Here is a 26,996-nt window from a genome sequence, read left to right as displayed (position 1 = left end):
AGGGCCGTTTGAGGCTTACTTATCAAACAATATAAAAAACATTTTTCCAAAAGCTTCTGCCACTATTAAGTACTCATCGATATGTAATTCTAGATTCCATAAACTAATGATTTCTCAAAATCATTATACTCAAAATTCACCCTTCCTAGTTGTCGATTAACTTCATAATCATTTCCACTTTGAGTTAACCTACCTTTTTCTGCAAATAAATAAAGATTTCTTTTGGCACGTGAACCAATAACATATAGTAGCTTTTTTGATTGCTCTTCTTCTACCATATAGTGTTGATTTATTATACTGTTCCAGTGTGGCACAAAACCTCTTAGTAGTCCAAATGCAATGACTGTGTCAAATTCCTCACCTTTTACACCATGACAAGTATTTACAACAACTCCTTTAGCAATTTGAAACATCGAACGAAAATAAGATATATCCTTTGGTATGGTTTCAAAGTCAGGTTTAGAATACCTTCTCTCAATCCCATAAAAAAAAGACTCCCAATGTTCGTTTAGAACTTTATGTTCTTCTGAGTCAATATTTAATAATGAAAATAACAATGTAAATGCTTGTTTTAAATATAGAATACCATTTGATTCGTCTATTTTTATTCCGTTAATTAACCTTAGAAACTTACGGGATTGGTTACTATTAATTTCATAATTCATATTTGTAAAAATATTAATTTCTTCGAGCACTTGCTTACTCCATCTCATTCTAGTCATATACATCTTTGAAGATGGCTCAGTTAATAATAGTCTTGCAAGCTTATACCAAAAATTATCTAGAGAACGAGGAAGAGGGGTTAATCCAGGTGCTTCAAATGGCACATCTGGCAGTAGTGACTTTAATCTTCTTGAAATGGTAGTTAAATGATCCCAACGAGGAGCAATAACACATATTTCGTTTGGCTCAGTTCCTTTATTAAGATGATGACGAATAATAGTCGCTAATTCTTGATATAATTTATCTTTATGTGTTGTATTATTAAACTTCACTATTCCTTTATCTCTTCCATCATCAATCATTGATTTCACATTTGTCTCATGCCATTGAAATAATGTATAATAATCAATTATCCTTTGAATTGAACGATAATTCCCAGATAGCTCTAACTTTTTTATCTCGCATCCTATTTCTTCTGCTATTTCAGAAACCTCTTTCGCTGTTCCGCCTAACGAACTATAAATTGCCTGGTTGGGATCACCCACTAACAACAATTTACAATTTCTTTGACTGGCTTTTATAATTTGACCCACTACGGCGTACTGTAAGTCCTGTGTATCTTGAAACTCATCTATTAAAATATATGTGAAAATTCTCCCTAGATGTAACGAAATTTTAGGATATTTCATTAATAGTTGAAAGGAGAAATATAGTAAAAGGTCAAAATCAATCATCCGATTTTTTAATAACCGCTTATGTAGCTCTTCTGCTGGATTATTACCAGCACCTATAAAATCATAACTTCCCTGCCTATTTATCCTAGTATTTATCTCAGTGTATCCCGGCAAATTATACTCTTCAATTATTTGTTCCTTTAATTCGTCTACCATAAATTCATCTGCAATACTAAAACCATATTTAAGCTCTGATAAATAACTTGAATATGGACTTAGAATCCACTGAAAACAAAAAGAATGTATAGTCCCAGCCCAAAGTTGCTCAGTTAATATACCCATTTCATCAATTCTTTTGCTTATTTCCTCAGCAGCACGATTAGTATAAGTCAGAGCGACAACCATCTTCTTTTTTGTAGTCATTTTTTCTAATTCATACGCTATTTTGGATGTTAGTACACGCGTTTTCCCACTACCAGGACAAGCTATGACTAATGCATTCTCTTGAAACTTAACAGCTTCTCTCTGTTGAGGGTTTAGTTTACTCAGCATATTGAAGTTCCCTTTCCTTACTAACCATCTTATAGAACCTGAATAATTGATTTTCCGAATCTAGTTTATCAAGAGCACTTAAGATATCAGCAAGAATTGCATCGTCTTCAAGAGCCTCTACTTTTGCTTGTTCAAGTAGTGCCTCAAATAAAGACTTATCTAACCTATCCTCCGTGATATGCTTTGCCATTTTTATAAAGTGCTTTGTAGTAATATGACTAGAAGCAAAAGCAATAGCTTCTAAAATATACGTTGGGATTAGTGTCTTTGGAGACAATCCTTCTGCCATTAATAGAGCAAACCAACCTTTCCCTTCTTTTTCTACAAGTCTCAGAATTTCTAAACCTTTAGTTCGTGAATCAACAGACGTTAACTTTAATCGTGAATTTGTCTTATCTGCCTCTCTTGTATAGATTTTATCCAATGTAGAAATTGTTTCATCTTCGTTACCACTAAGAATGAATTCAACCTCAAAAGTATGCTTTGCATAAAAAGGCCGAACCCATTGATTATCCTTATAAACTGTATCAAGCTTGCTTCTTCTTTCAATACCCTTAGTTTGAGAATCCCTTGCTTTTTTCTGCTCCTTGTTGTCTGTAAAAGAATCTTCTGGAAGGTCGATTAAAGACATGTCGTTATCTGTAATAACAGAACACCTTCTATGAATTCTTTCATCGTGGAATAGCTTAGCTATATGTTCAAAAACAGTACTACTCATATTAATTATACTAACTCCTATTTCATCAAGGCTTATTCCAAAAACTTTTTTAAACATCTCTGGAATAAGAATAAGTTCAGCGTCACCTTCTACTAAAATTACACCTTTTGCAAACAATAAAGTAGATCTAGTAGCATCAAGGTAGCGCTCAATTCTCATACATTCTTTTGGTAAGAGCGATTTACTCGGATTACAAACGTACGTTTGGTTCATATCTTTACTGAGAACATTTACAGCACTAATTTTACTAGCGGATGAAATGTGTGTCGAATGAGTAGAAGCAATAACCTGTGTATTTTCAAATTGATACTTATCAAACAAAGTTTTTTGAATATGAGTATGAATGTGAGCCTCTGGTTCCTCAATTAAAAGAAAATGTGCAGCCTTTTCTTCCTTTGGTTTTTTATACTCATATTCTAATAACTTCAAAGTTATATAAATTAAATTTGCCCCACCTAAGCTAAGATCTTCTAACTTGCCTTCTTGATCTTCTTCGCCATCACCTACCCATAATGTTAAAGAAGTTAGGAGTTTATTTATCTCCTCTGGCAATTCAGATTTAATATTTACACTTGGGGCATATGTAAAACCTAATGTATCATTCAATGACGATTTTACTTTATTGGTTAGCTGCTTGATTTCTTCTAATTCACTTATTGTTGCATTCAATTCCACTACCTTGTTTGTAATGGATTGTGAATCTTTAACTTTAATGTCATTTGCAGTACCTCTTAATAAGTTTAATAAAGGACTATGTTTTATTTGCTTTAAATCACCTACTACGTTTCGTAATGCCTTGATAAAGGTGCAAGCAATTTCATTGCGAATTAAAAATGTTTGAGAAGTTGGATTTCCTAGCTCATCCTGATCATCTTTATCAGGATCAGAAAATTCTATAGTTTCAAAATCCCCAACTATTTTTTTGTATACTAACTCATCATTTAAGTCTACGTTTCCTCTAAAACAATATACTGTTTCATAGTCATTTATAGTTATTTCAGACAATATTATCTTAAGAGCTTCAGCGTTTTTATCTGAACTCTCGGATAATTCATACAGTAATTTTCTTAATTTCTTATTTGGTCTAAAGTACATAATATACGTACCTTTAGATTCCTCTTCCAGAACATTTTCCATTTTATGAGCTAACATGGTTGTAGCCTCACTAGAATCTAAATCCTTAAATTCTAATTTAATTGCGATCCAGTGTCCTCTCCAATCATTAAGTCCCTTATTAAAGTCTGTCTCAATAAGCTTTGAAGCATTAATTGGTAAATTTCCATCTAACATAAGTCGTAGTGCATAAAATGCATTTGTTTTCCCGGCTCCATTTTCACCAATTAAAGTATTAATTCCTTTTTTAAAGATGAAATTACTATTTTTAAAATTCCTGAAATTTGTAATCGAAAGGTTTGAAATGTACATAATTTCACATCCCGCATTTAAATTATAAAATCTTCAACATATACATGTTTCGACATAATTTAGATATTACCTTCAACAAAAGTTGTCTTTGAGATTAATTATTATTTCCGTTGAAAGAACGTTTATATACATCATTATCTTTCAGAAAACAGAGGTCCTCTCTTACATCAAAAATCAGGACCACTCGTCTAATAGGTAGTTTGGTATAACCGCTTATTGCCAAAGTGCGCCTAAAAACGCTAGCCTGACAGCAATTGTGTTCAGGCTCAAATTTATCTTTTTACTTACCCGTTAAACGGGTTTATTTCTTTTTGTTTCTTTTGTCGCTAAATGGATCTTCATACTCTTTTACACTCAGTCTATCGATTGCCTGGTCATGTGCCTCTTGTTCACGAATATATTTGGCTACCGTGGCCTCGTTCAGTCCTACTGTACTTACATAGTAGCCTTCTGCCCAAAATTTTCGATTTCCGTATTTATACTTGAGTTGGGCATGCTTCTCGAAGATCATCAGCGAACTTTCCCCTTTAGATCCCCCATAAATGTCGAGACTGCAATTTTCGGTGGCATCGCTACCAGTATGTGAACATGATCGGACATCATGTGGCCTTCTAGAATTTCGACTCCCTTATACTTACATAGTCGTCTGAAAATTTCGATTAAATCTATTCTCACTTGATTATAGATTTCTTTGCGTCTATACTTCGGGGTGAACACGATATGATATTTGCATATCCACTTCGTGTGAGCTAGACTATAGCTTTTGTTTGCCATCTTTGACATTCCTTTCGATTGAGCCTGAACATCTCAATTCTATCGGAATGGTCTTAGTGGTCAAACCCTCGCTCCCTCCATCCGCATAGCGGGTGGTTTTTTGTTTCCCGCGTTTCACGCGCTCAACTGACTAAAGCAATAATCAAAAAAGCTACCTTCATAAGGCAGCTTTAATAAATATATGTATAATGTTTTGATTTCAATGGTAAGTTGAGTAGCCAGCGGATAGAAGGATCTACTTGTTCTCCGTATGCACATTGGCCTCCCTCCCCCATGGTTACCAATCCACAGGGTTCTGGTTTTGTTGCAACATGTAGAGCGATTTTTCAATCGTTAATCTAATAGGTGTTTTGTGAGTTGTCACTGGGCGTCCCCTTATTTTCGATAATTTGGGTAAAATGTTTTCTAGGGATAAGGTTATCCAAACTGTTGGGGGAAGGCGTAGGGAAATTGAAAAAGGTAATGGTATATGAAATGAGTTACCACCCATAATTATCATCCTCCCTACCTTTCTTTTATATTTTAATCGCTGCCACTCTTTAAATATGGCGTAACTTGAATCAATTCTATTAATGATTGAAGTAGGGCCTCAGGAATTCCTTCTACCACCTGCAATTCACTAACGAAATCATTTAGAAATTCTAGAGAACCTATATTTTGTAATGCATTACAAATTAACTCAACTGCTTCATATGATTCTTTTGAACTCAATAATTTCATGACCTCTAGAATTATAGTGTTTGCCGATTTTATATTCCCTGAAATTTCGGATAAAAAATCCTCCAAATAATTTTCTAGAGTTTCTTTAATGATATTGTCATCTAATGAAATTAGAACTTCAATAATTTGATTGTACTGGAGCAACCTCAGTCTTATAGAACCGATTTCTCCCAGCATTTCTCTCCACTTTTTGTATATTATTGAATTTATATTATAAAAATCATATACTTTTTCTGAAAGTATTACAGGAAAAAATATGTTATTTGATTCTATTTCATACTTACCAATTAGTTGATATAAGGGTACTTTAAAACCACCAAGTATTGGAAGCCCATTAAGTAGAGGGACAAAAACAATATCTGGCCAACTAGTCTCCACTATCCACCTTGAATTATTAAAGTTCCTAGCTTTTTTTAATAAGTCTTTGAACTCTAAACAAAAATGATAATACTGATCTTCAACTGTTGATGTTTCAGATATTATTCCATTATAAATTACAAATCTAGTATTATCTTCGTAGGTATCTATTATTGTAATATCCGGTTTAAAATGAGAAACTTTATCTTGAAAATTTTGAAGTATCAAGTCGGGTGTTATTTTCATTTTCTCTCTAGCACTGTAAATCAAACCGACACCTCTAGGCTTTTGTTCTAACACACTTTCCCACATATTTAAATTGATTAAGAATTCATCAAGTTCTATTTTCGCGAATTTGAAATAATCATTATTTAGATAAGGGCGAAAGAGTTTTTCGAATTCAACCTGCAAAAAAAACATGGATTTTGAAGCTTCGTAAAGATTAATTAATGATAAATTTGATTCAATCTCTTCACCTTTTTGTCTTGCAACTATTACTTCGTGAAATTGTGCAAAGAAATTACCTATCGCAGATATAACTCCCTGCAAATGTTTTCTGTATTCTTTATATGGATGTGTGGAGATACTAGTAGAAATATGAGAACTTGGAACCTCTTTAAAACCTTCACTACTTATTCCAAAGTTATCTACAACAATAATCGGCAAAAGATATTCTTTACGCATTAATAATTTTAGATTATCTAATTTAGAGAAAAAAGATTTAGATTTTGAAACATTCCAATACTTATGCTTATAAAAAAATTCAATAAGATTTTTAAAATCACTTAAGGTTTCAAAGACTGTTTTTCGTAAAGAAATGATTTCCTTTATATAAGCATCCCAATTATCATGCCGATGCTTCAAATTCACTCGCATAAGTAACCAAGAATTTACTTGAGTAATCCACCAATCTCGACGGTTTTCTTTTGATATCCTTCGTTTGTTATCAAATGAGTTAATTCCAAAATCTCTAAATATATCAACTCCTAATAATTCTACCGTAATAAATTCTTTATTAGGATATAATCTATCTAAGAGCCCAACCATATTTTTTGTCCAATAATGATTAGATTGTTCAATAACTTCATTAGCTTTTGGGTTTTGAAAGTATGGTGGAATAAAGTAACATATAACTTCTTCATCAGTAATGTCCAATAACAATATATTATGCTGATGGATAAGTCTTTTTCTCAAGATAATTTCACATTCATCGTATAATTTTAAATAGCCCTGTTTGAACAAGCCAAGAGTGGCATCAATTTTACTCTCCGTTTTCCCCTCAATCATTGCAGATAATAATTCATTATAAGAAAATTCCATTTCACATTTCTTTTTTCTTAAGCTAGCCCAATATAATACGTATCCAAAATTCGTCCATTCTAGATCACTCATGGGAATTTTTTTAGGGGCAACTGACATATCCAACCATTTATCAGTGATTAGATATGATAATACATGACTATGTAACGACTCTTTGACCATTTCAAGATGAGTAAACATTTCCGTTTTTGAATAAACATATTCTAATAGATCAAATGCAGCAAACTTTCCTGGAGCAATTTCTCCAGTAATGTCCATAGGAACAAACATAGGCCATCCAGAACCATTTTCTTTGAACACTAAATCAAACACTTCTTTATTTTGATCTACATATTGCATTACGTCTAACCAAAGCATTGCATTCAATGTTCTACCATATGCTACCCAATCAGGATATCCAACACCTGCTATTTGGCCTATCAACCCCATTTCAATTTCGTTATTCGTAAAGTAGTAAAAAAGAAGAACTTGAGGTACATTTCCATCTACACAAGCCAAACTTTTAAGGAGCACCTCATTTTCTTCCAATCTCATCTCTTTTATTAATATAGAATATAAGATTTCTGCTCTTATTGAATGCAATGACTCAATATATTTCCCATCTACTGAGCTTCTAACTAAATATTCATCACTCATTCGCCGTAAAGCACTTATAGTATTTGAACATTGTACTATTTTTTTTGCTCTTTCAAATAGAATAGAGCCATCTACCCTGCCAACATAACATACAAGCACCAATAGATCCAACCAAGAGTCTTCTACACTCTCATCAATTAATCTATTAATTTGAAAAGTTAAACGTTGTTTTAAAGTTTGGTGATTATTAAGTAAATACATAAATTCCAACAGGGGGCCTTCCCCACCAAATTTTTGCCAAGCTTCATCAAAAGTACGATAAAGTTCATGAGGCTTGTTTACTGTTAGTTTATCATATATTTTTTGCGCTTCTTTTTGGGTTAAAGACAATTCAAGTATTTCAAAAGATACAACATTTTGATCCACATTTGACTGTTTAAAATCTTCTTCACGAATTGATATAAGAAGTGGTATGTAAATCCCTCTAATTTGAAGCTCCCTAATTAACCAAGTCCAATATGTTTGTCCTGGATTAACATCAATATATAAAATAATATTTGTTGAATGTTTTGATAGTCCAAATATTGCTTTTACTAAATTTTCAGCTTGCCCTTGTGTTTGAAGTTGTCTTATACAAAACACAAGTTCTTCAGCATAATTTTTTATCAAATATTTATAACATAATGAAGTTTTCCCTTGTCCAGAAGCCCCTTTAACAATAACAACTTTATCTCCAACAAGCGCAGCTTCAATTTTTTCCAGCCAGTGTATCCGTTCGAAATCCAGTGAAAAGCGTATATGAGCAGGATGCGCAGAAATACCTTGTTCGTATTCTAATTTCATTTCTTCAAAACTTTTAAAATTCTCAATATCAGATAACCTTATAAGAGAACTTCCATATTCTCTAAAATATCCATCTATTGAAGCCATATCTCTACCAATTTGATGTATTTTTTCTTGCCAAATACTTTTAGAAGTATAACCCTTATTTTTTGATAAATCAGAGATATACTGAATTAATAAATCCTGCATTATAGATGGGGCAATCATTGTTGGAATATGACTTTTAATTTGTTCAGCTATTTTAAGTTGAAGAACCTCTTTATCAACTTTCTCAAATATCATTCTTTCCGTAATCCATTCTACTTCTTCTAACAATAGATGGTGGTTCCTTACAAGTTTGTCCTTAATACTTTCTAAAGAACTAGTGACCCCATTTATAAAACCTTCCAATTCATCTCCCAATTCCCCAAAATGTACAACCTTTACGACTATTCTTTTTGATTCTGGCTTTCGCAAACTTAACACTCTCCGAAAGAAACCTTCATTTTTCAATGAAGCGCTAGTAGAAGCAAGACTTGATATACTCAAATCAGAGCCTAAGTCTTTAATCTGTACTATTTCTGAAACTTCATCATCACTTTTAATCAGTAAATCTTCAAGGTGTTCCGGAAAATACTCTAGTGAGTTTATATCCGCAACTACTCGAGAAGCAATATATAAAGTTTGGGAAGAATAACCTTTCCATGAGGCTTGTGCTCCTAAATCAGATTTACTAAATGGCATTATTTATTCCTCCCAAGTTTAAGTCATCGAAAGTACTGACGAATAAAATCTATTACTTTTATATCCAACGATAATCCTAATTAGTTATGGGATTAGCAGATGTTATTCCAATGGCTTCTGTTATTTCATTTCTTATACTCGCTATGTTACTCACCTCTTTCATACATACAGCTCGCTGGGTTGAATTCGGTGCTGGCCGGTGTGCAGCAGCTCTGGCAAACGCCCTATGCGCTCAGCCAAGCGGGAGAGTTGTTGCTCATGAAAATTAGATAAGCCCGTATGAATCCGGTCCTGGAAAGGTTCAAGCCATCTAGGTTCCAAGCTGTCCGGGCCGAAATACACCCCAAGCAGCGAGCCGGCTGTTGCTCCGAAGCTGTCGGTATCGTTACCTTGCATGACCTGCTTGCATATTCCGTCTCCGGCATTCTCAGCAAATCGAAAGGTATTGATCAAGGTGCCGATTTCCTGATACACCTGACAGTGGGAATGATTCGCGTACTTCTGATGAATGCCCTGATACGCCTCCAGCCAGTTATCTGCATTCGCTACGATCTGCAGGCAATCCTCGGTAATCTCATAGAATCGGCTCCTTCTAGGTACGAATTGCAGGGCAGTACTAATTATTTCAAGCGGATCGCGCAGCACGTGTGCGGCAGCAATTGCAGCGGCAATGAACATCGTGGCATAATTCCCCGTCCGGCGATGTGTAAAGCTTGCATCACGCCAAGCCAGCTCAGCCGCAAGAGCAGGTTGACCGGGGCAGGCATAGCCGTAAGCATCTGCACGAATCGCCGCGCCGCATAATTCTGTATCTTGCACCAGGAAGTCGGGCCAAGACTCTATCTCAGAATGATTGAATAATTCCCGGTCATGCTCCAAATAGCTAATTCCCGACCGGACCAGGATAGCCCTCTCCGGCCCCCATGTTGTACTTATCGGAAGATGATTTATCCATAAATCTCTTAGGTTTCTTTTCGTAAAACCCTTACCAAATTGCTCTAACGCCATCATGCCCATTAAGGTGTAGTTGATATCATCGTCAGGTGCCACATAGCGAATTCTCCCCCTCGCCGTCTCGAACCAGGACCAATGACGACGATCCAACGCATGGAGAGCTTCTTCCGAAATATAATCATTCAGCGGCCATTCCCCCACAGCGGTTAACGCTTGACGTAATTCCGACAACGTGGGATTGACCTCGATCGGCTTGCCCAGCATTGAACCACAGACTGAAGCGAGGAAGCCTGCCTCTATACGCTTGGCACTGTCCTTCAGATTCAAGACTCCGATCTGGCCTAAAGGTCTATCCGGGTCGCATTCCCGCCATATCTCCTCCAAATCGTCCGGCTCATAGTAGGGCCAGTTGTCCCGCATTGGAATGTCAGCTAAACTATGGGCGAATTCCAGATAAGCATCATAGCTTGCGGGAAGCTGTTCCAACCGGGCCAAAAAACCGGAGGTTTGATGCCCCTGTGCAAATTTATTACGCAGAATTCCCTCTAATTGATGTTTCAGAAACGTTAGTGATGGCAGCATATTGTATCTCCTTAATTAATTCCATAATTTTAGTTCTTATCTCATTTACAAATTCACTTTTGTGTACTCTATTTCCTAGTAGTTCGAGTCGATTTACAGAGCAATTCAGAGCTTTTAAATTTCATTTTTTCGGTCTTCCCTTATCCTTTCTAATGCTCTTTTGGCTGCTATTTTCCCATTATGCATTCCGTTTTTGGAGATCTTCACCAGCTTTTCCTTAGCTGGTATATAAGTATGAAATCCAATAATCTCACATGCTCTTTCTTGAACAAACATATCTTCATCGTCTAGATATTTTATGATGGAATTAAGATTTCCTTTTGGCGTTAATGCCATAATCGAAAAAATATACTGACAGCGAATATCATCGCTTATAAGTTGGTCAGAGCTTATCATTCGATTCAACTCGTCAATACAAGCGAGGTCTTCATTCATTTCAGTTTGACTAACTTCAAATTCTGCTGGATAGTCTTTATTCAAATCATGCCAATCCAGATCAGGATATTCTTCGATTTTCGTTATAAATGAAGGTATACTTCTAAAGGCCGGAGATACATCCGTTTCCTCATGATCGATATAACATATCCTGTATTTGCATGCGCCTTGTACGTACAAGCCAATATAGTTTGAATGATCGTCACTCCACAAAGGAATCATATCCCGATAAGCCTCTATTTTGGACATATAATCAACTAATTCAACAATTTCGTCAGCTTCCATTAATCTCAAAAAGTAGTTTTGATTCTTTTGTTTCTCCTTGTGCAGCTCCAACTCCTCAACTAATGCAACAGGCAATGAAAGACCAAGTCTGTGAATAAGATCTGTAAACATGCGACTACTCCTCATAAAATAGTTTTTCACAACCTAGTGTCACTTTCAATCCAAATCGAATACTTCATTTCATTCACCCTAGCCCCTCCCCAAGCCCGCCTCACAAAATAAACACAACCGCAATCACCAAATACGAATACCGCACATTCTTTCTCAACATTATGTATATCGTTCCGTAAAGTAGTGACATGAAGAACGCATAAATCCCCGTCGGTCCGCCCTGGAGCAGAATGTGAATCAGGCCCCAAGTGAGTGCGAGGAACATCCCGCCGTAGGGCAGACCGTCTCTTTTGAAAAGCGTCTCACCGAATTTCTGCCCAAACGCAATCGTTAACAGGATCAGAGCCGCTTCGAATAAGTAATAGATATTCTGAAAAACGAATCTTACCGCTTCCTTGTACTCCTGAACCGGCTTAAAGCCCTCCCATACGACAGTAGTCGCTGCAATGGCGATCACCGAAACCACAATCGCGAGCAACCACCCCCTGGCGTCCGGTGTAGCGTTCAACTTCATGATGTCAAAATCGTGTTTCCGCTTGGAGAGCTGGATCAGAAATACGGCCATACTCCCCCACAACAAGCAGGTAATTCCCCAATGAATACATTGATGAAGCAGCGTATAATCAGAACTTTTCACCCCCAAGACGGATGGTAATATCATCAACAATACCACTTCAAGACCAAACCCTGCAAACGCATACAATGCTAAAGCCAGATAATCGCTCGCTCCAACCTTCTTCTCTGCCATCCCGGTATCCCCCATCAGCCGCATCCTCCAGTTCACTTAAATTCTCCTTCATATGCAAAAATCTCATCCCCGCCACGCTAACCCATTTAGACCGCTAATCCCCCTCATACTTCCTCATAATCCCCCGCACATATGCCTTGAACCCATTCCGTATCTCTGGCGGCCCCAGCACTTCACACTTATCTCCAAAAGCAAGCAGCCGGTCGTAGCCATAGTCATTTGCAATAATAGGATACTTGGCCCAGCAGTGGTGTTCATCCACCCGCAGGATATGGTCGGCGCCGAACCGTTCGATCACCCGATCCATGACAGAGCGGTCCAGCCGGACCGTAACCTCCACCCATCCCTGGTTCAGCCAATCTCCTCCGTCCATGGGGAGAGGGGTGAACGCTCTCGGAACGAACTGCTCCTTCGTCACCTGGAGACCGTTCATTCTGGCCAGCTTGAAGATCCGGTAGTCCTGCTTATCCATACAATAACCTTGCAAGTACCAACTGCTCTCCTTAAAAACCACCTGATACGGCTCCACCCGCCGTTCACTGCTCTGCCCCAGCGCATCCGTATACGCAAAAGCCAACACAGCGTGCTCATTCATCGCCGTCTCGATCAGCCCAAACAGGCTGCGCAGCGATTCGTTCCCCTTATTTAAAGACAGATCCATCACGAACGGTGCAACCGGTCTGCCCTCTGCATTGTCAGGATAGAGCGCCTGCAGCTTCTCCGCCGCGTAGACCGTCTCCCGCCGCCCGAACAGCTGCTTGTAGCTGTGCAATCCATTCTGCAGGTTCTGAATTTCTTGCGGGGTGAACAGGGTTTTGCCCACTTTGTAGGATTTCATCAAGCCGACACCGCCCCATGCTCCCATAAGCGTATAGATGGGCAGGCCGGCTCTGTTCAGCGTATCAATATCCCGGTAAATCGTTCGCCTGCTGACTTCGAGACGCTCCGCTAACTCGCGCGCACTAATCTGCTCATGCTCCAGCAGGATCATAATGAGCGCAATTAAGCGATCCATTTTCATGATGACCACCTCTAATCAAGTATGCCATACAGGTGTCACAGTTGGTAGATTATGCTTGCTTGGAATACACCAATCCCACTATCCAGGAGGTACATTGTCATGATTTCGACCAGAATTGAAACGAAGGAAGCATTCCGCATCATTGGGTTCAAGGCCACACTAAGTGAAGATGGAGCAGTGCACGATCCAGCGTATTCTCCGCTCAAAACGGCTTATTTCAAAAGCACGCTGGAGAACGGCTCTATGGCCTCCCTGCGTCCTCTGTCCGAAAGCCCCTACGGCTTCGCCGCGATTACCCAGGAAGATGGAAAGATCCTGTATGTTGCAGGCGTTCAGTCGCCCAGGCCCCAGCCGGAGGCTGCGGTTGAAGTGCTTTTTCCGGGAGGAGAGTATTTGGTGTTGTCAGGCCAGGGCGGGTTGTCGCGTCTCGCATTTGACCGGCTGGAGGACGAGGCATTCGGTGATATCCTGAACGATAACTATGAGTATGTGTATACCGGACACCCGATTGCGGAGGTACTAACCAATGGCAACCCAATGGATGCCGAAGTTGAAGTATGGGTGCCGGTGAAGAAGCGGAAGGCAAATTGAGGACTCAATTTGAGGAAATAACGTTAGGTTATGGGTAAAAGCAGCTTTGTTGCGATGTAGCGCATTGGATCAGCGGCACTCCGGGTGTGTGCGTGCGGCTGATCCAGCGCTCAATCGTATGCTCATGTAAGGCGGCTTTCGCGCTGACCATTCCAGAACGTTAAGGTGCAGGCGTATAGGATGATAAAGGCTATTATGCTTAGGACAACGGGGATAACAAAATTAATATTAAGCAGAGACATCATATTTAGCTGCACTACGGATAACAGGATAACGAACAAGAAGCTTGCTGTAATCATATAATTCGACCAGGCACGGCGGTAAGTTAAGTCTTCCCTAACCTGCTGCTTCCCTCTGCGGATACTCCAATACTCAAATATGAACAGAAAGGTCCCTAACACCTGCATGATCGCAGGTATAAACACGATACTATAAGATTTATCTACATAGCGGTCTACGGTCCAACTGCTGTTGAAATGGACCGGAAGCTGGTCAGGAATCAGATCGTAGTTACGCAGCACTGTTACAATACTAACCACAATAATAACAGCATGAATGAGGAACCAATGACTGGGCAGGCCAACATTTCCTTTCCGGGGTCCAGGTCCCATGATCGATGATTCGGGAGCAGCAGGCAGCATCGGCAGTACGCTTTTCATTTTCAAATGATACCTAAAGTTAATAACCAGGGAGATTACGAGCATGGCGAGTGAATAGGAGATAATGACCCAACTGATTTGCCTCGAATGTTCATCGCTGTAGATTAGGCATAAGATGCCAACAATGAATAGGATGGTATGTAAAATTGCACTAATCCTAGCATACGACTTCCGCATCTGACGCAGCGGCTCACTGTGGAATTGGACAGCGTTGACGGTGACTCCGAAACTAATCGTCTCTTTTGTTAAATACGGCATACTCACGATGAGTACAATGGAAGGTACAAATACTAAGATAAAAATTATAACAGGCAGTATCGTCATATCATTCACCTCATTCTAAATGGATATTATTTCACATAATCCTCGAAAACGATCTTATACTCAATAGAAGTTGAAGCCCTCAATTTCCGCACAATGCAATAACCCTACCATATTATGGTGTACGTATCACATTCTAAGAAAGTTTCATCCGAGGCCTATCGCTTCTTTAATTTGCGGGATCGATAAACCGTTCGCTTTCAGCTCTTTGATCCAATTAATGCGTGCGACGGTTTCCTCTCTTTGGTATCTGCGTGTTAGATTCTCTTCAGCCTGTTCAAAAGGCAGCATACCTTCTTCGGTGTAATGCTTCAAGCTTGAAGATCTGGAGGCGTTAGAATTACTTCATGTATTAAATTCAATTGTCTTTCCCTCTCCTTTGTCGAAGAATCTGTGGAGTTATCAGTTAATACATTTGTTGCCTTTATTGCGTAATCACTGCTAACTAAAGCATGTCCTCTCATATGTCCTGTAGCAATGGCTTGGGCAAAGGAACGTGCAGAATACTTGCTAATGTCTGATTTGGATTCTTTCGCCAATTCATTAACTACAAATCCAACCTTCCGTAAATCGGAGGCTCTAATGCTTCCGTCTATTCGTTTTTGTAAAGTTTCTATCCCTAAATTTATTCGTGAGTCATCTTTTAAATGGTCATCTAAGTAATACAAGTACGGAGTTGCTACTTTTAAAATCCATTGAGCAACTAACTTCTGCGGTATTTTTTCAAGAGCCTCTTCAATTTTATTACGCAATTCGGTGTTATCTATAATTTTTATCTTAGGTTTACTATGCTTGAATTCTGTTTGTTCTTCTTTTAATTTTTGCTCATGTTTATTCCATGCGTAATCTTCTAATTTCACTGAATTCACTCCTATTAAACTACAAAAGATTTGATTGGAAAACGAAACCATAGCCTCAATTCCTTATCGTATTACAATCATAAGGTAACCGCAGCGTCACAGCAATTCTTTAATCGAAACCTGATACAACATATCATCTGCACAGAACAGCACGAGATCTTCCCGAAAATCTTGCGTGACTGGCACAAGCGGCTCGGATTTTTCATTCAGAAACTGTATCTTATGCCCCTTGGTCATGCTTGCTTTTTCATGCTTTTTGATATAATAGTCTCCGTGTTTGCCGTAACCGCCATCGAACAAGAAGTGACAACCATCCGTGCAGAACCCGGCCGAACCGGAAATCTCAGGATTGATAAATGTGACCTTGGGCTGAGTGGGTCCGCCTGAGATACAGCCGAGCAAAAAGTCCGTATAATAATAAAACCAGACCTCCTCTTCACGGACAACATTCAAAGCGTAACAATCGGCAATATCCGACACATGATCTTCGTATACTTTGTTCCCATGCTCATCCCAGGCCACAAGGCCGTGTTCACCTACAGGCTGATCCCACCCGTTGTTCCCGAACACGCCTTCGTCAAAATAACTGGTCCAGATGGTACCTTTCTCCGTCACTTGAACATTCTGAATCCCGTCTCCAAGCAGGAACTCACGAACGGTACGTCCTGTATAATCACACACTTTGGCGTTCAGATCATATCTGCCTGCACCATAATGCGAGCAGCGCGCTCCAACCAGTAGGAGATGTCTGCGAAGGGGCTGAACATAATGATAATTGAAATGTTGATCCTCTATGATAATTTCATCGATATAATCTTTACTTTCTACCATCAGGACCTTGTAGGTATGCGGTTGCTTCAAAGCCGGTTGGACGAACATTCCTCGTTTCCGTTCCGGGATCTGGTTAATCAGCAGGACATATACGCAGCCATCTCCACCTAATTGAGCCGAGACGATCTTGAACCCTTCAGTATACATCGAAATATCTGCAAAAGGCTGCAGCGTCACTGTTTTATGAAACATGCCAATTCCTCCTTAAGAGCTGGTGTAAAACCATCCTCTGTTCTATTACCGTATTATGTCAGAGTAGATGGAACCAGAACATGGCGGAAGTATGGCGAAGCTTGGGAAAAAACGAAAAGACGCTAACATGGAGTTAGCGTCTTTATCGATTTAACTCAGTTTAGACCATAATCTAAAGAGTGATCTTCAACATGCTGTTTGCTCCCTTTTGAAACTCGTATCCGACCGTTATTTCTTCAGTTGAACAACCCTGTTGATGTAAGAAGGTGAGCAGCTCATCCAATTGACGATATCTCTCTCCTGAAAGGCCGACTAAAGGAAAAATCCGAATTTCCTGTTTGGTTACCCGAAGTAGCTCTTGGATCGTTTGCCTATGGAAATAAAAATCAAGCCTATCTGAATACATAAACAAAAAGTGTGCAGACAGAGTCATATCAAATTGCTTATCCTTGAATGGGAGCGTAGGCAGTGCCGATGCGATATAACGCCCGGGATGGTTTTTCATATCCTCTGCACAATCAGTTAAGGCGCGGGATCGATGTTGTTTCAGTTCGTCAACGGATTGGAAATAATCCCATAAGTAGTTGGTTTGGGCACTTTCCATTTTGGTCATGGCGTGTTCCAAGTCTTTCAGGCCTTTTGTGTGAAGATCCTCATAATCATGAAAATAAGCGATATCCGTTGCTGTTACGTCGGCACCTAGTTTATTTGCATAGGCCGTGAACGAACATGCTCCAGCGGGGCAATCCAGAATAGACCGTCCCTTCAATTCCCTCTGTGTTAAATTAAACATGGACATGTATTCTTCAAAAGTCCTTCCAATAAACACGATACGTCTTAAATCCAATTTAATCTCTTTGCTCATCTCAGCTCACCTTTCCTCTACTCATCTAGTCTCTACTCATCTAGTCTCAACTCAATCATAAGCATATCTACAATTTTTTTAGTAATGATGAAATCATGATGAGCGGAAACTGACCCAGCACTTAACCGTTGGTCATGTGAATATTCTTCTTTTTATGATAAAAATAAGGTCCAGTAAATGATTCATGAGTGTTCACATACGTCCATTGAAATTCAGTATCTACGATATAAATATCGTCTTCATTTTTAATATTTTCAGCAACAATATCCTTCGCATTCTCTATAGTTAATGCAAGATCAGAATGTTGATAAAACACATATACACGATTCTTCAGTTCATTGTTAAATGCATTTTTTGCATAGTCCTTCTCGTAAGCTTTCACCCTACTGTAGCTGAATAGATTCCATAAAAAGTCGTTCAAATATATTTTCCTTTTCTCATCGCTGCTTATAGTCTCAGCAAATTCCTTCTCCCAGACGCCTCTAAGATACTTCCCCCATCTACCAACCTCAGTATATTGAATATTTCGTTTATGAAGTATATCTGTAAGCTTTGTCTTTTTCATCAGGTATCATCACTTTCGTTACTATTTAGCATATAGTTGAATATTTATTTTGTATTTATATTGTATAAAAGGCTCGATGAAGCTGGCAGTTGGGATATTATTAATAATATTCTATTCCCTATATACGAAGTACATAAATAGTATTTCCTATGTGGGCTATAGACCGGAGGCTTAATCATATCCTAAGGCACTCGGAATTCCTCATAAAAGTCATCCCTCACTATGTTGAATCAGATACTCCCTCCTTAAGCAAACTGGATGCCTAAATATGAGTAAAGATTGTTTTCCATAGATTTCCGCATAGAGATAAAAGGGGATATTTTGAATTTATGATTCACGATTAGAATTTTTTTGTCAATTAATCGTATGTAAAATTCATTAAAATTTTAAGGAGGAGTAAATTAAATGAAGCAAAAGTTAACAAGAATGTTTCTACTTTTCGGATTTTTATCGCTTATTATGGGTTCAGTTTCTTCCGCACACTGCTTGGACAACCGCTGGCTCCAATTGGACAAGTTCTGTAGGGACAACGATATCACAAAACTCAACCTCTCTAAATGCTGCCCACTACGGGGAATTAGCTTATAGCTGGTTTGGCTTATATTCCCCTACAGGCACTCCAACTAAATATTTCCATGTTTACGTTAACACCAAGGCCATACATGAGTATCAAGGGTGTAATAGCAACCCAGGTGCATGTGCAATTAGTTCAGCAACTCACGAATTCGGACATGCACAGTTTTTAAATGACATTGAGAGCGGATACGGTAACACTTCCATTATGAGTTATGAAAGAGATAGAACTACAATAACCACTCCACAGCCACATGACATTAACGATATAAACCCTTATAGATCCAGCGCAAAATCCTCGACCAGCCCAGACAATTACAATCCAATACCGCATGCCGATTGGCCTGAGTATAACTTTAATGAGCTTATTTCTAAACAGTCAGATGTAGTAGTTCAAGTAAAAGTCATAGATACGCAGGAAAAGCCAGTTGATGACAATCTCCCACCAGCTCAACTATCAACTCTCAAAATTCTGGATACTATTCAAGGTGATGTATCTGGCGAAATTATTTTAGATCAGGCCTTAGATTTTGTAGAAAACGGAAATACCTACATTATGATCTTAAAAAAGCAAGGCGATTATTATTATGAAAGTGATAAAAACTCTATTCTTATAGATCAAAATGGCACATATAATAGTAACATCCCTGATTTCAAAGGAAAATTCACAGAGTTCGATACTTTTAAGTCAACGTTTGCCAGCAAGAAATTAAGTTTATAAGCCGAGAAGAAACTATTTCATTTGCTTCTCCGTCCTTTTATGATAAAAGGAGATGAAATAAAGATGAACAGAACCAGACCTACAAAATTACTATTATTATTTTTGTTTGCACTATTGATTACTTCATGTCAATCCTCGACTGAACCTAGTACTGGAAACAATAGCAATACTGGAGATTGGCCTTCTTACACCTTTAAAGAATTAGTCTCGAATTCAGAATTGGTTGTTTATGGAGAAATCACTGACACTAAAAATCTTGACGGTGACCCTCCTTCACAAGAATCAAATCTGAATGTTTTGAAAGTGTTGAAAGGTGACGAAACGAATAAAACAATATCCTTAAAACTAACAGATCCTTCATATTATGTTAGTTCTGATTCTAAGTATGTTATGTTCTTAGAGGATACCGGCTCTTACTATACACAAAAATCGTATAACTCTCTTTTAATCGAAAAAAATGGAGTCATTTCATCTAGTCTTCAAGGATTTAGCGGCGAATTTACAATAGATGAGGTTCAAAATCAGATTTCTAATGTTATGGCAAAATGATTATTAATGAGTCTTAGAGGGGCAGTTTTTTTCTGCTCCTTTTTTTGGTTTAACCGATATGATACTAGGAGTAATGTGATGCACCCGACCGCCGTTCCATTCGAAGACTGGGTAGGATTCGAGCAGATCAAAGTTCTCGTGATTCCCGTCAATAAACAGGGTGGTCCATGGTTTCTCAGTAAGCCATTTTAGCCAAAAGCGATCCTCCGCGTCATCTGCCCACAACAAGCCGAAATCCCCTACGATTATGACATAATCCTGCTTCGTCAGCGTCCTGCCTTCAGGGAAATTCCTTGAATTAAAACGGCTGGCCACACTGATGGAACCGTGAATGTCGCCTGTTATGTAGATCATGGGATTTGCTCCTTTCAGAGAGCGTTTGATTGGATCGCAAAAGCATAGTTCTTCTCCTGCTTCTCCCAGCTTGCATTTATGATAAAACCTCTAAATTCCTTTTGATCTTTTTCATAGTAAGAGCTTAAAGCAGAAGCGATGTGCGTGTCTAATTTGAAGCTATACACACCTTTCTTTGTAACATAGGGAACATTAGTGATTTCTTTGGATGTATATAAATAATCTCCATTAGCATCAAGTAATCCATCGCTTATGGAAAGTGTTTCAGGCGGATTCGATCCAAAATCTATTGAAATCTCTTCGCCATTTTTCAAATATTGAATGTCTGAAGGATTCTTTTTCTCGAATGCAAAGGAAAACGATTAATAAGGATCATCTCCTTCTTTATAGTCAACGCCAATGTCTGCCTGCCAGAATCATAGACAACACGCAGCTAAGCGAAGCCAGCCCCATCCACAGCAATATCGAATAGGACATCCATACACTAATCATGGTGTAATTGTAGTTTACCAAAAAAGGCCAGCCTAGCACCAATAGTAACAACAGCGCTCTGATAAACAGGGTAACACGAGCCTTGATCTTTTGACGACGGATTCCCTTCTCTGTGGCAAAATCGCTTCTCCCTCCTGCCAGCCGGATGAGTTTAAACGCAATCCCAATCACAGTGAACACAACTAACAACGAAGCTATCCCATCCATTAGGATATAGGTATCATCATACTTAAAGGTCTTCATCTGCTGCCCTTGCATCTGATCATAGATATTCTGGGCAATGAGCGTGGGTGCGGTAGAGTTCAGGTTAGCCAGTACGAACACGCCCTCCTTCCGCTGCGGATCGATGATTACCTGGGAGGAATAATTCGGGTTGCTTCCGCTATGACGGATTTCATGCGTCTCCGAGTTTTGGCTCCAGCCGAAGGCATAGAATAGATTCTCACTTTCTTGCCCCGCTGTACGGTGGTCAGGATCATGCGATTGCCCAATGGCCTTCTGCAGATCATCCGGGATCTTGCTGCTTCCCATCTGGGCATTAACCCAGTGCTGCAAATCGTTCAAGTTGGTCACCAGATACCCTGCGGCTATATTGCCGTAGTATCTGGGAGCATCGTAGGCCATGCTTTTGCCAAAAAACACCCGATACCCCTGCGCAAACTGCCCCGGCTTCCGTTCCTGTCCTGTCGAGAAATAGCTGTCGTTCATCCCCAGCGGCTTAAGGATGTGCTCCGTCACATAATCCTGATAACTCATCCCTGTCACCCGTTCAATGACCGCTGCCAGAATATCGTAATTCACCGTTGCGTACTGATAGGCACTGCCCGGCTGGGTATCCAGCGCAAGGCTGGATATGTTATGTATGGTCGATGTAAGCTGCTCCTTACCCGAACCTTCGGGGATCAGGCGGATGCTCCAAGACGGAATACCGCTGGTATGTGCGAGTAGGTGGTTAATTGTGATCTTGGCCTTCTCCCCCTTATAGGCCGGAGCAAACTCTGGCAGGTATTGCGAGACATCATCGGTATACTTCAAGGCTCCCTGATCCTGTAGCATAATCACGGCCAGAGCCGTGAACGCCTTGGTCGTTGAGCCTATTTCAAAAAGCGACTCCGCTGTAACTTGCCTTCGCTGCTCCTTATCGGCGTAGCCGTAGGTTTTAAATTCGGTCTTACCGTTACTGGTAGATAGGATCGCTACACCTGGGGTCGCTGTTTTGTCCATGATACTCTGCACCATAGCGGACTCACTGTCAACCTCCCCTGAGGCCAAAAGAGTTCCAATCTCATGCCAACATGCAGCCGTAGCAAGGATCACGATCAGCATCATCGCAATACCTTTTAGCAGCATTTCTGTTCTTCGCGTTGTCTTCTTCATGATTAAACTCCTTCAAGATCGGTCGTCTGGTTCATTATGAACTTATCTAGTAAGACGCCTTGAAGCAGCCCTTCCCTGCACAACGAGGGTAAATCCAAAAGCTTGCCTTGACCTTGAAGTATACTTCAACCCTTATAGTGAAATATAGTTAATGGTACACTTAAAAAACGGGCAAATATGCTTTTAACGAAAGAGGTATATGATGAGAAGTAAATTTAATGGAGAATTGTCGGGGATTCTATTCCTGATTCTAGCGTTTGGTGCTTCTGTATTTATCGGGAAAGAAATGTTATTCGCTGTACTAGCAATTATGGTTCTATTGGCACAATTAGGTATTTATACTTTTCACCTCAAAGAAAGAGGTAAACTGTTCTGGGTCTATGCAGTTGCCCTCGTAACCGAGATTTTATTCTTAGTCACTAATGAGTTTTGGTTGTTCATACTCGCTACTTTACTGCTTATCGTCGCAGGGGCATGGAATGTGTTTTGGGCTGGTGAAGTGCGTAAGAGCGGGAAGGTTTTGCTAGTAGTTCGGAGAGTGCTGTACGGTATTGTCGCTTTAGTTTCCAGTGTAGTTTGGATCGTTAATATCTATGCTCAGCCGATTACCCGGTCCGTTACTCTGCCAGCTGATTTAACTGCTGAAGTCAACAATGACCAGCTTGATTCTCCAACCACCATGTTGAAAAATATAGAAACTATGAATTCCTACGGCAGCCGTACAACGGGCTCAGAAGGTCACAATCGGTTCATTGCCTGGTTACAGCAGCAGGTGACGGATATGGGGCTTACTGTGTACCGTGATAAGTATACTTTTGATCGCTGGGAAGAGAAGCGCAGCTCTGTGACCATAGATAACGAGGATATTCATGTATCCTCTGCGTTTCCTTACTCAGGCGAGACCGATACAAATGGAGTTACCGGAGAGTTTGTCTACACCAAACCTGGTAAATATGAGGAAGCCAAGGGCAAAATAGCCGTCGTTGAAATCAAGAACTTTAAGAATTTCCCCATGGCACTGGTGATGAATATACACGAAAAATTTCGGGCACCAGGCGGTATTCCTTCAGATGAGGGCGATCTGGTCCTTACCACAGCTTTGAAGCATGCTAAATTGGACGAAGCCAAGGAACAGGGCGTCAAAGCAGTCATTATCGTCTGGGATGGTGTTTCAGATGAAAAGGCTGAAAAGCAATACCTCCCCTTCACCGAGCATTATTTCGGAATCCCGGCAGTATGGGTCAATAAAACAGATGGGCAGAGAGTGGTCAACGCAGCTAAGGAGCTTAAAGTGGGCACAGTAATTTTAGAGGCAGAAACACAGAAAAATGCGCCGACTGAATCTTTTTATGTGAAAATTGCAGGAAAGAACAAAAAGGAATCGATCATCGTTAATACGCATACTGACGGTGTAAATGTGGTAGAAGAAGACGGTGCGATTGGAATGCTCTCCATGATTCGTTACCTGCAGCAGCAGGAGCAGCCAGAACGGACTATGATCTTCGCCTTTGTAACAGGACATTTCAGATTGCCCGAATTCAAAGGTACCTCGCAGGCAACCTCAACCTGGATGCAGGCACATCCTGAACTGTGGGATGGTACAGATGGGCACCTGAAAGCCGTGGCAGGACTCACTGTAGAACATCTAGGCAGCTTGGAATGGAAGGACAATGCTTCCGGACAATATGGACCCACTGGAGAAATAAGCACTGAATTTGCCTATGCAGGAAATGAAATCATGGAAGCCATTTGGAAGAAAGCCGTTGAAGATAGAAGTAACACCAGGACCGTTATCTTACGCGGACATAATAAGTTTCAATTCGGTGAGAGTCAGCCCCTGTTCAATGCCGGGATTCCAATGATTGGACTCATCCCCATGCCGGATTATCTCCTGGTAGATAGCGCAGACAGAGAAATGGATAAATTCGATGTGAATCTGATGCACGAACAAGTCGGGTCTCTATTGAAGGCATTACAGCTTATGGATCGTACAGAGACTACCGCGCTGGGGACGGCAGATAAATATTCGTTTTTCATTGGGCGGAGTAAGTAGTTGAATGGTAACAGCTAACACCGAAAGCAAATTACAATGAGCGTAGTTATGGTATTATTATATTCGAGTTTTTGAGTCTATCAATCTTCTTATACCGGAGGGAAACATGGATATCACTGAATTTCAACAATGGGTTAGGGAATATTACAAGAATCGTAACTGGTCGGACTTAGATATATTTGTTCGTATTGGATTTCTTGCTGAAGAAACTGGGGAAGTCGCCCGCGCAATTCGTGCATTAGAGATTGGCAGGGATCGTCCAGACGAGGTTGCAGGCACATTTCAAGAGAATAAAGCTGAATTAACAGAAGAACTTGGAGATGTTCTAGGAAATCTCATTGTCATCGCCAATAAATATGATATATCGCTTGAAGATATCTTGATATCGCATAAGCAAAAGCTTCAGGCACGCTATTCAGAAAATTAAAATAAATGCAAAAATAGGAAGAAGGTATACACATGAAGCTTTGTGGAGTCTGTATTCTGACTGACAATGCGCCGCGCCTGGCTGCTTTTTATGAAATCGTGCTCAAGGAGTCTCCGGTTGTTGAAGGTCAGCATTATGGATTCGACAGCGCCCAGCTTGCGGTCTACAATCCGGGCCAAGTGAATGTGGTCAATGACAAGAATATGTCACTAATGTTCTATGTTCATGATGTCTTGGCTGAATATGACCGTCTGAAGCAAGCCATCCCCGGTATCGGGATTACCTCTCCACCTGAGCGCAGACCGTGGGGCGCCTATTCCTTCTGGTTCCTTGATCCCGACGGCAATACGGTTAGCTTCATTGAGAAGAAGGATCTACCGTGATATACCAGTACACACCGTACTTATCGACGACTTCAGCACAGCAGGAGCTCCAGGGAAGGGCGCCTAACGGAAATAACACCGTGCCGCCCTTCGCTAGCATTTCGTATGCCTTGTTCACTTCTTCTTCACGCTCAAAGTTAATCCCATAACTCATAGTTGGACGTGATCCCTCTAGTGATGATGAGAGCATAATTCTAACCAAATTATCATTGTGTGATTCGCTGACAGCAAATACTTCTTGTCCATCTCTAAGTAATGATGCGTGCATAAATGTGCCATCCGGGAATCTCTCATGATAGCCCAGGGTAAGTCCAAAGGCTTCTGAATAAAATGCTACAGCTTCAGTGGTATTCTTAATGTATAAGGTTGCTCCTAGTTTCATGGTGTACTCTCCTCATAAATCACTTTGTTAGAGCCTTGATCGATTTTTATTTTTCTAAAAAAACCACTCAATTAATTGAGTGGTTTTAAGTATTCGTAGTGCGATTATTTTTAGAGCGAACACTGCGAGTATTTTTGATTTGTTCCAAACACTTCTCATACTCTTCTGTTTTCTCAATAACTTTAATCCAATCGTCTTCCTGTAATGGACCTATGTATTTAGCATTTTCTATGTCTTCTCTATCAACAATTTTAGCTTGATTGATAACTATCCAGGATTTCTTCTTTAGAGGGATCTCTCTCCACTCTTCAATTCCCACCTTCCAGTAATCCCCCTTATGTCTTGGTGGATCATTCGGAGATGAACCTGTAATAGGCAAACAGTATACATCATCTTCATCAACGAATACGACAAGATTCGGCCTAAACTTTCCATCGGTTGGATATTTGTTCGTATTCGCGGTAAATTTCGTATATGTCTTTAGGTAGAATAAGCATTATTTCTTCTTGTACCCCTCTGCCCATGATACATGCTCAGGATTATTTCGATCCAATACTATCTTTCCGTCTTTTCTAGGCAATCGTTTAGCGGTTTTAAGGAAAGACTTACTAATACCTTCAGATGTTTTATTCACTTTTGACTGATCTCCAGTAATTGCACCCATGTCTTTTTCCTCCTTATCCTTTTCTTCTTTATCCACATTCCCCACCTCCTAATATATACATATTAGAAGATATCGAATGCAGAGTCTGTCTGTTCTAACTGTCTTAAAATGATAGATTTGAAATCTATCAAAACAAGAAATTGTCTACACTTGTTCAAGATTGTCTTCGATTGTCTATAATTGTCCAGTAATTACAACACGTAATACCATAATAAACCATATGCCGAGCGTTAGTTCGTGAAAGATTGTATTATAGAATGTTCAAACTATTTCTCTAACTGCCGAACATTATTTCAACTTGATATTTCCCAATAAAAAAAACCGAAGCTGCCTATGCCCCGGTTCCTTTACTACTAAATTTATGCCTCTTTAAATAGAGCTTTTGTCCTCGCCAAAAACCTCAATCATCATTAACGCACCTATTTTGTAGCCTTGGGTAAAAGATAATGCCGAATTTAGCGAACAGGATTCACTATGTAGCTCCATCGTCTCCTCGACCTGATCGAAATCTTCTTTTGGTAGTCTCTCTTTAAGCATTTCTAATGAATCAATAATCCGCTGATTAATCCTTCGCAATTCTGGATCGTTTGGCTTCATCCGCTCATTGGGACGCAAACTCCCATAATACAAATCCTCCAAAATCATGATTATCAGGC

25 protein-coding genes and 2 pseudogenes are annotated in these 26,996 nt (G+C 39.6%); 6 read left to right on the top strand and 21 right to left on the bottom strand.

Going from position 1 to position 26,996, the window contains the following annotated elements:
• Window positions 1–89: 89 nt before the first annotated feature.
• From MKX42_RS14595 to MKX42_RS14560, 8 genes and pseudogenes are all read right to left on the bottom strand, one after another.
• A complete protein-coding gene (locus MKX42_RS14595; RefSeq protein WP_340753128.1) occupies window positions 90–1,889 on the bottom strand; it encodes an ATP-dependent helicase in 1,800 nt (599 codons plus the stop codon).
• On the bottom strand, window positions 1,879–4,032 hold the full coding sequence (locus MKX42_RS14590; protein ID WP_340753127.1) for an ATP-dependent nuclease: 2,154 nt from the start codon (window positions 4,030–4,032) through the stop codon (window positions 1,879–1,881). The genes MKX42_RS14595 and MKX42_RS14590 overlap by 11 nt, the downstream gene beginning before the upstream one ends.
• A 301-nt stretch (window positions 4,033–4,333) precedes the next feature.
• Window positions 4,334–4,815 (bottom strand): annotated as a pseudogene (gene tnpA / locus MKX42_RS14585) (IS200/IS605 family transposase).
• Between the two features lie 513 nt (window positions 4,816–5,328).
• Window positions 5,329–9,345: a hypothetical protein gene (locus MKX42_RS14580; RefSeq protein ID WP_340753126.1), complete on the bottom strand. Its 4,017-nt coding sequence runs from the start codon at window positions 9,343–9,345 to the stop codon at window positions 5,329–5,331.
• Window positions 9,346–9,504: 159 nt separating this feature from the next.
• Window positions 9,505–10,881: an ADP-ribosylglycohydrolase family protein gene (locus MKX42_RS14575; RefSeq protein ID WP_340753125.1), complete on the bottom strand. Its 1,377-nt coding sequence runs from the start codon at window positions 10,879–10,881 to the stop codon at window positions 9,505–9,507.
• A 114-nt stretch (window positions 10,882–10,995) separates the two neighbouring features.
• The gene (locus MKX42_RS14570; protein WP_340753124.1) at window positions 10,996–11,712 is read right to left on the bottom strand and encodes a HEAT repeat domain-containing protein; all 717 of its coding nucleotides are present in this window, start codon (window positions 11,710–11,712) and stop codon (window positions 10,996–10,998) included.
• Window positions 11,713–11,812: 100 nt separating this feature from the next.
• Window positions 11,813–12,460 (bottom strand): hypothetical protein, encoded by a 648-nt coding sequence (locus MKX42_RS14565; protein ID WP_340753123.1) that lies wholly within the window; start codon window positions 12,458–12,460, stop codon window positions 11,813–11,815.
• Between the two features lie 94 nt (window positions 12,461–12,554).
• Window positions 12,555–13,475: a helix-turn-helix transcriptional regulator gene (locus tag MKX42_RS14560; protein WP_340753122.1), complete on the bottom strand. Its 921-nt coding sequence runs from the start codon at window positions 13,473–13,475 to the stop codon at window positions 12,555–12,557.
• A 105-nt stretch (window positions 13,476–13,580) separates the two neighbouring features.
• Here MKX42_RS14560 and MKX42_RS14555 point away from each other — a divergent pair, with 105 nt between their 5' ends.
• Window positions 13,581–14,072, top strand: a complete 492-nt coding sequence (locus tag MKX42_RS14555) for a GyrI-like domain-containing protein (protein WP_340753121.1) — start codon at window positions 13,581–13,583, stop codon at window positions 14,070–14,072.
• Between the two features lie 122 nt (window positions 14,073–14,194).
• Here MKX42_RS14555 and MKX42_RS14550 read toward each other — a convergent pair whose 3' ends face one another.
• The 6 genes from MKX42_RS14550 to MKX42_RS14525 all read right to left on the bottom strand — a co-directional run bounded on the left by MKX42_RS14550 (window position 14,195) and on the right by MKX42_RS14525 (window position 18,365).
• Window positions 14,195–14,731, bottom strand: coding sequence for a DUF1648 domain-containing protein (locus MKX42_RS14550; protein WP_340753120.1), 537 nt, complete (start codon window positions 14,729–14,731; stop codon window positions 14,195–14,197).
• A 468-nt stretch (window positions 14,732–15,199) separates the two neighbouring features.
• Entirely contained in the window at window positions 15,200–15,343 is a 144-nt protein-coding gene (locus MKX42_RS14545) for a MerR family transcriptional regulator (protein WP_340753119.1), read from the bottom strand.
• A 20-nt stretch (window positions 15,344–15,363) separates the two neighbouring features.
• Entirely contained in the window at window positions 15,364–15,912 is a 549-nt protein-coding gene (locus MKX42_RS14540) for a putative immunity protein (RefSeq protein ID WP_340753118.1), read from the bottom strand.
• 96 nt (window positions 15,913–16,008) lie between these two features.
• A complete protein-coding gene (locus MKX42_RS14535; RefSeq protein ID WP_340753117.1) occupies window positions 16,009–16,935 on the bottom strand; it encodes a hypothetical protein in 927 nt (308 codons plus the stop codon).
• A 172-nt stretch (window positions 16,936–17,107) separates the two neighbouring features.
• A complete protein-coding gene (locus MKX42_RS14530) occupies window positions 17,108–17,800 on the bottom strand; it encodes an SAM-dependent methyltransferase (protein ID WP_340753116.1) in 693 nt (230 codons plus the stop codon).
• Between the two features lie 121 nt (window positions 17,801–17,921).
• Complete coding sequence (locus MKX42_RS14525) at window positions 17,922–18,365, bottom strand: DUF4275 family protein (RefSeq protein WP_340753115.1); 444 nt, start codon at window positions 18,363–18,365, stop codon at window positions 17,922–17,924.
• A gap of 781 nt (window positions 18,366–19,146) precedes the next feature.
• Between MKX42_RS14525 and MKX42_RS14520 the strand changes: the two genes are divergently transcribed.
• Together MKX42_RS14520 and MKX42_RS14515 are read left to right on the top strand one after the other, a co-directional pair.
• Window positions 19,147–19,659: a hypothetical protein gene (locus MKX42_RS14520; protein WP_340753114.1), complete on the top strand. Its 513-nt coding sequence runs from the start codon at window positions 19,147–19,149 to the stop codon at window positions 19,657–19,659.
• 63 nt (window positions 19,660–19,722) lie between these two features.
• Window positions 19,723–20,208: a hypothetical protein gene (locus tag MKX42_RS14515; RefSeq protein WP_340753113.1), complete on the top strand. Its 486-nt coding sequence runs from the start codon at window positions 19,723–19,725 to the stop codon at window positions 20,206–20,208.
• Between the two features lie 3 nt (window positions 20,209–20,211).
• Here MKX42_RS14515 and MKX42_RS14510 read toward each other — a convergent pair whose 3' ends face one another.
• The 3 genes from MKX42_RS14510 to MKX42_RS14500 form a co-directional block, all read right to left on the bottom strand.
• Window positions 20,212–20,562, bottom strand: coding sequence for a metallophosphoesterase family protein (locus MKX42_RS14510; RefSeq protein WP_340753112.1), 351 nt, complete (start codon window positions 20,560–20,562; stop codon window positions 20,212–20,214).
• A 14-nt stretch (window positions 20,563–20,576) separates the two neighbouring features.
• Window positions 20,577–20,876, bottom strand: a complete 300-nt coding sequence (locus tag MKX42_RS14505; RefSeq protein ID WP_340753111.1) for a hypothetical protein — start codon at window positions 20,874–20,876, stop codon at window positions 20,577–20,579.
• Between the two features lie 76 nt (window positions 20,877–20,952).
• Window positions 20,953–22,431 (bottom strand): serine hydrolase domain-containing protein, encoded by a 1,479-nt coding sequence (locus tag MKX42_RS14500; RefSeq protein WP_340753110.1) that lies wholly within the window; start codon window positions 22,429–22,431, stop codon window positions 20,953–20,955.
• 202 nt (window positions 22,432–22,633) lie between these two features.
• On the opposite strand from MKX42_RS14500, the gene MKX42_RS14495 reads away from it, so the two are divergent.
• From MKX42_RS14495 to MKX42_RS14485, 3 genes are all read left to right on the top strand, one after another.
• The gene (locus MKX42_RS14495) at window positions 22,634–24,484 is read left to right on the top strand and encodes a M28 family peptidase (protein WP_340753109.1); all 1,851 of its coding nucleotides are present in this window, start codon (window positions 22,634–22,636) and stop codon (window positions 24,482–24,484) included.
• A gap of 106 nt (window positions 24,485–24,590) precedes the next feature.
• Window positions 24,591–24,911: a MazG nucleotide pyrophosphohydrolase domain-containing protein gene (locus MKX42_RS14490; RefSeq protein WP_036733455.1), complete on the top strand. Its 321-nt coding sequence runs from the start codon at window positions 24,591–24,593 to the stop codon at window positions 24,909–24,911.
• Between the two features lie 32 nt (window positions 24,912–24,943).
• Window positions 24,944–25,294 (top strand): VOC family protein, encoded by a 351-nt coding sequence (locus MKX42_RS14485; RefSeq protein WP_340753108.1) that lies wholly within the window; start codon window positions 24,944–24,946, stop codon window positions 25,292–25,294.
• Here the strand turns inward: MKX42_RS14485 and MKX42_RS14480 are convergent.
• The 4 genes and pseudogenes from MKX42_RS14480 to MKX42_RS14465 all read right to left on the bottom strand — a co-directional run bounded on the left by MKX42_RS14480 (window position 25,269) and on the right by MKX42_RS14465 (window position 26,985).
• Window positions 25,269–25,676 carry a VOC family protein gene (locus MKX42_RS14480; RefSeq protein ID WP_339249123.1) on the bottom strand — a complete coding sequence of 136 codons (408 nt, stop codon included), beginning with the start codon at window positions 25,674–25,676 and terminating at the stop codon, window positions 25,269–25,271. The two genes, MKX42_RS14485 and MKX42_RS14480, sit on opposite strands and share 26 nt — an antisense overlap.
• Before the next feature lie 85 nt (window positions 25,677–25,761).
• Window positions 25,762–26,100: pseudogene (locus tag MKX42_RS14475) on the bottom strand (hypothetical protein); the annotation flags it as partial.
• Window positions 26,101–26,172: 72 nt separating this feature from the next.
• Window positions 26,173–26,376, bottom strand: coding sequence for a hypothetical protein (locus MKX42_RS14470; RefSeq protein WP_339249126.1), 204 nt, complete (start codon window positions 26,374–26,376; stop codon window positions 26,173–26,175).
• A 333-nt stretch (window positions 26,377–26,709) separates the two neighbouring features.
• Window positions 26,710–26,985, bottom strand: a complete 276-nt coding sequence (locus MKX42_RS14465) for a DUF6809 family protein (protein ID WP_340753107.1) — start codon at window positions 26,983–26,985, stop codon at window positions 26,710–26,712.
• Between the last annotated feature and the right edge of the window lie 11 nt (window positions 26,986–26,996).

The organism is Paenibacillus sp. FSL R7-0204, from assembly GCF_038002225.1.
In the GTDB taxonomy this organism is placed as follows: domain Bacteria; phylum Bacillota; class Bacilli; order Paenibacillales; family Paenibacillaceae; genus Paenibacillus_AQ.
This window is presented reverse-complemented; position numbering and strand designations above follow the sequence as displayed.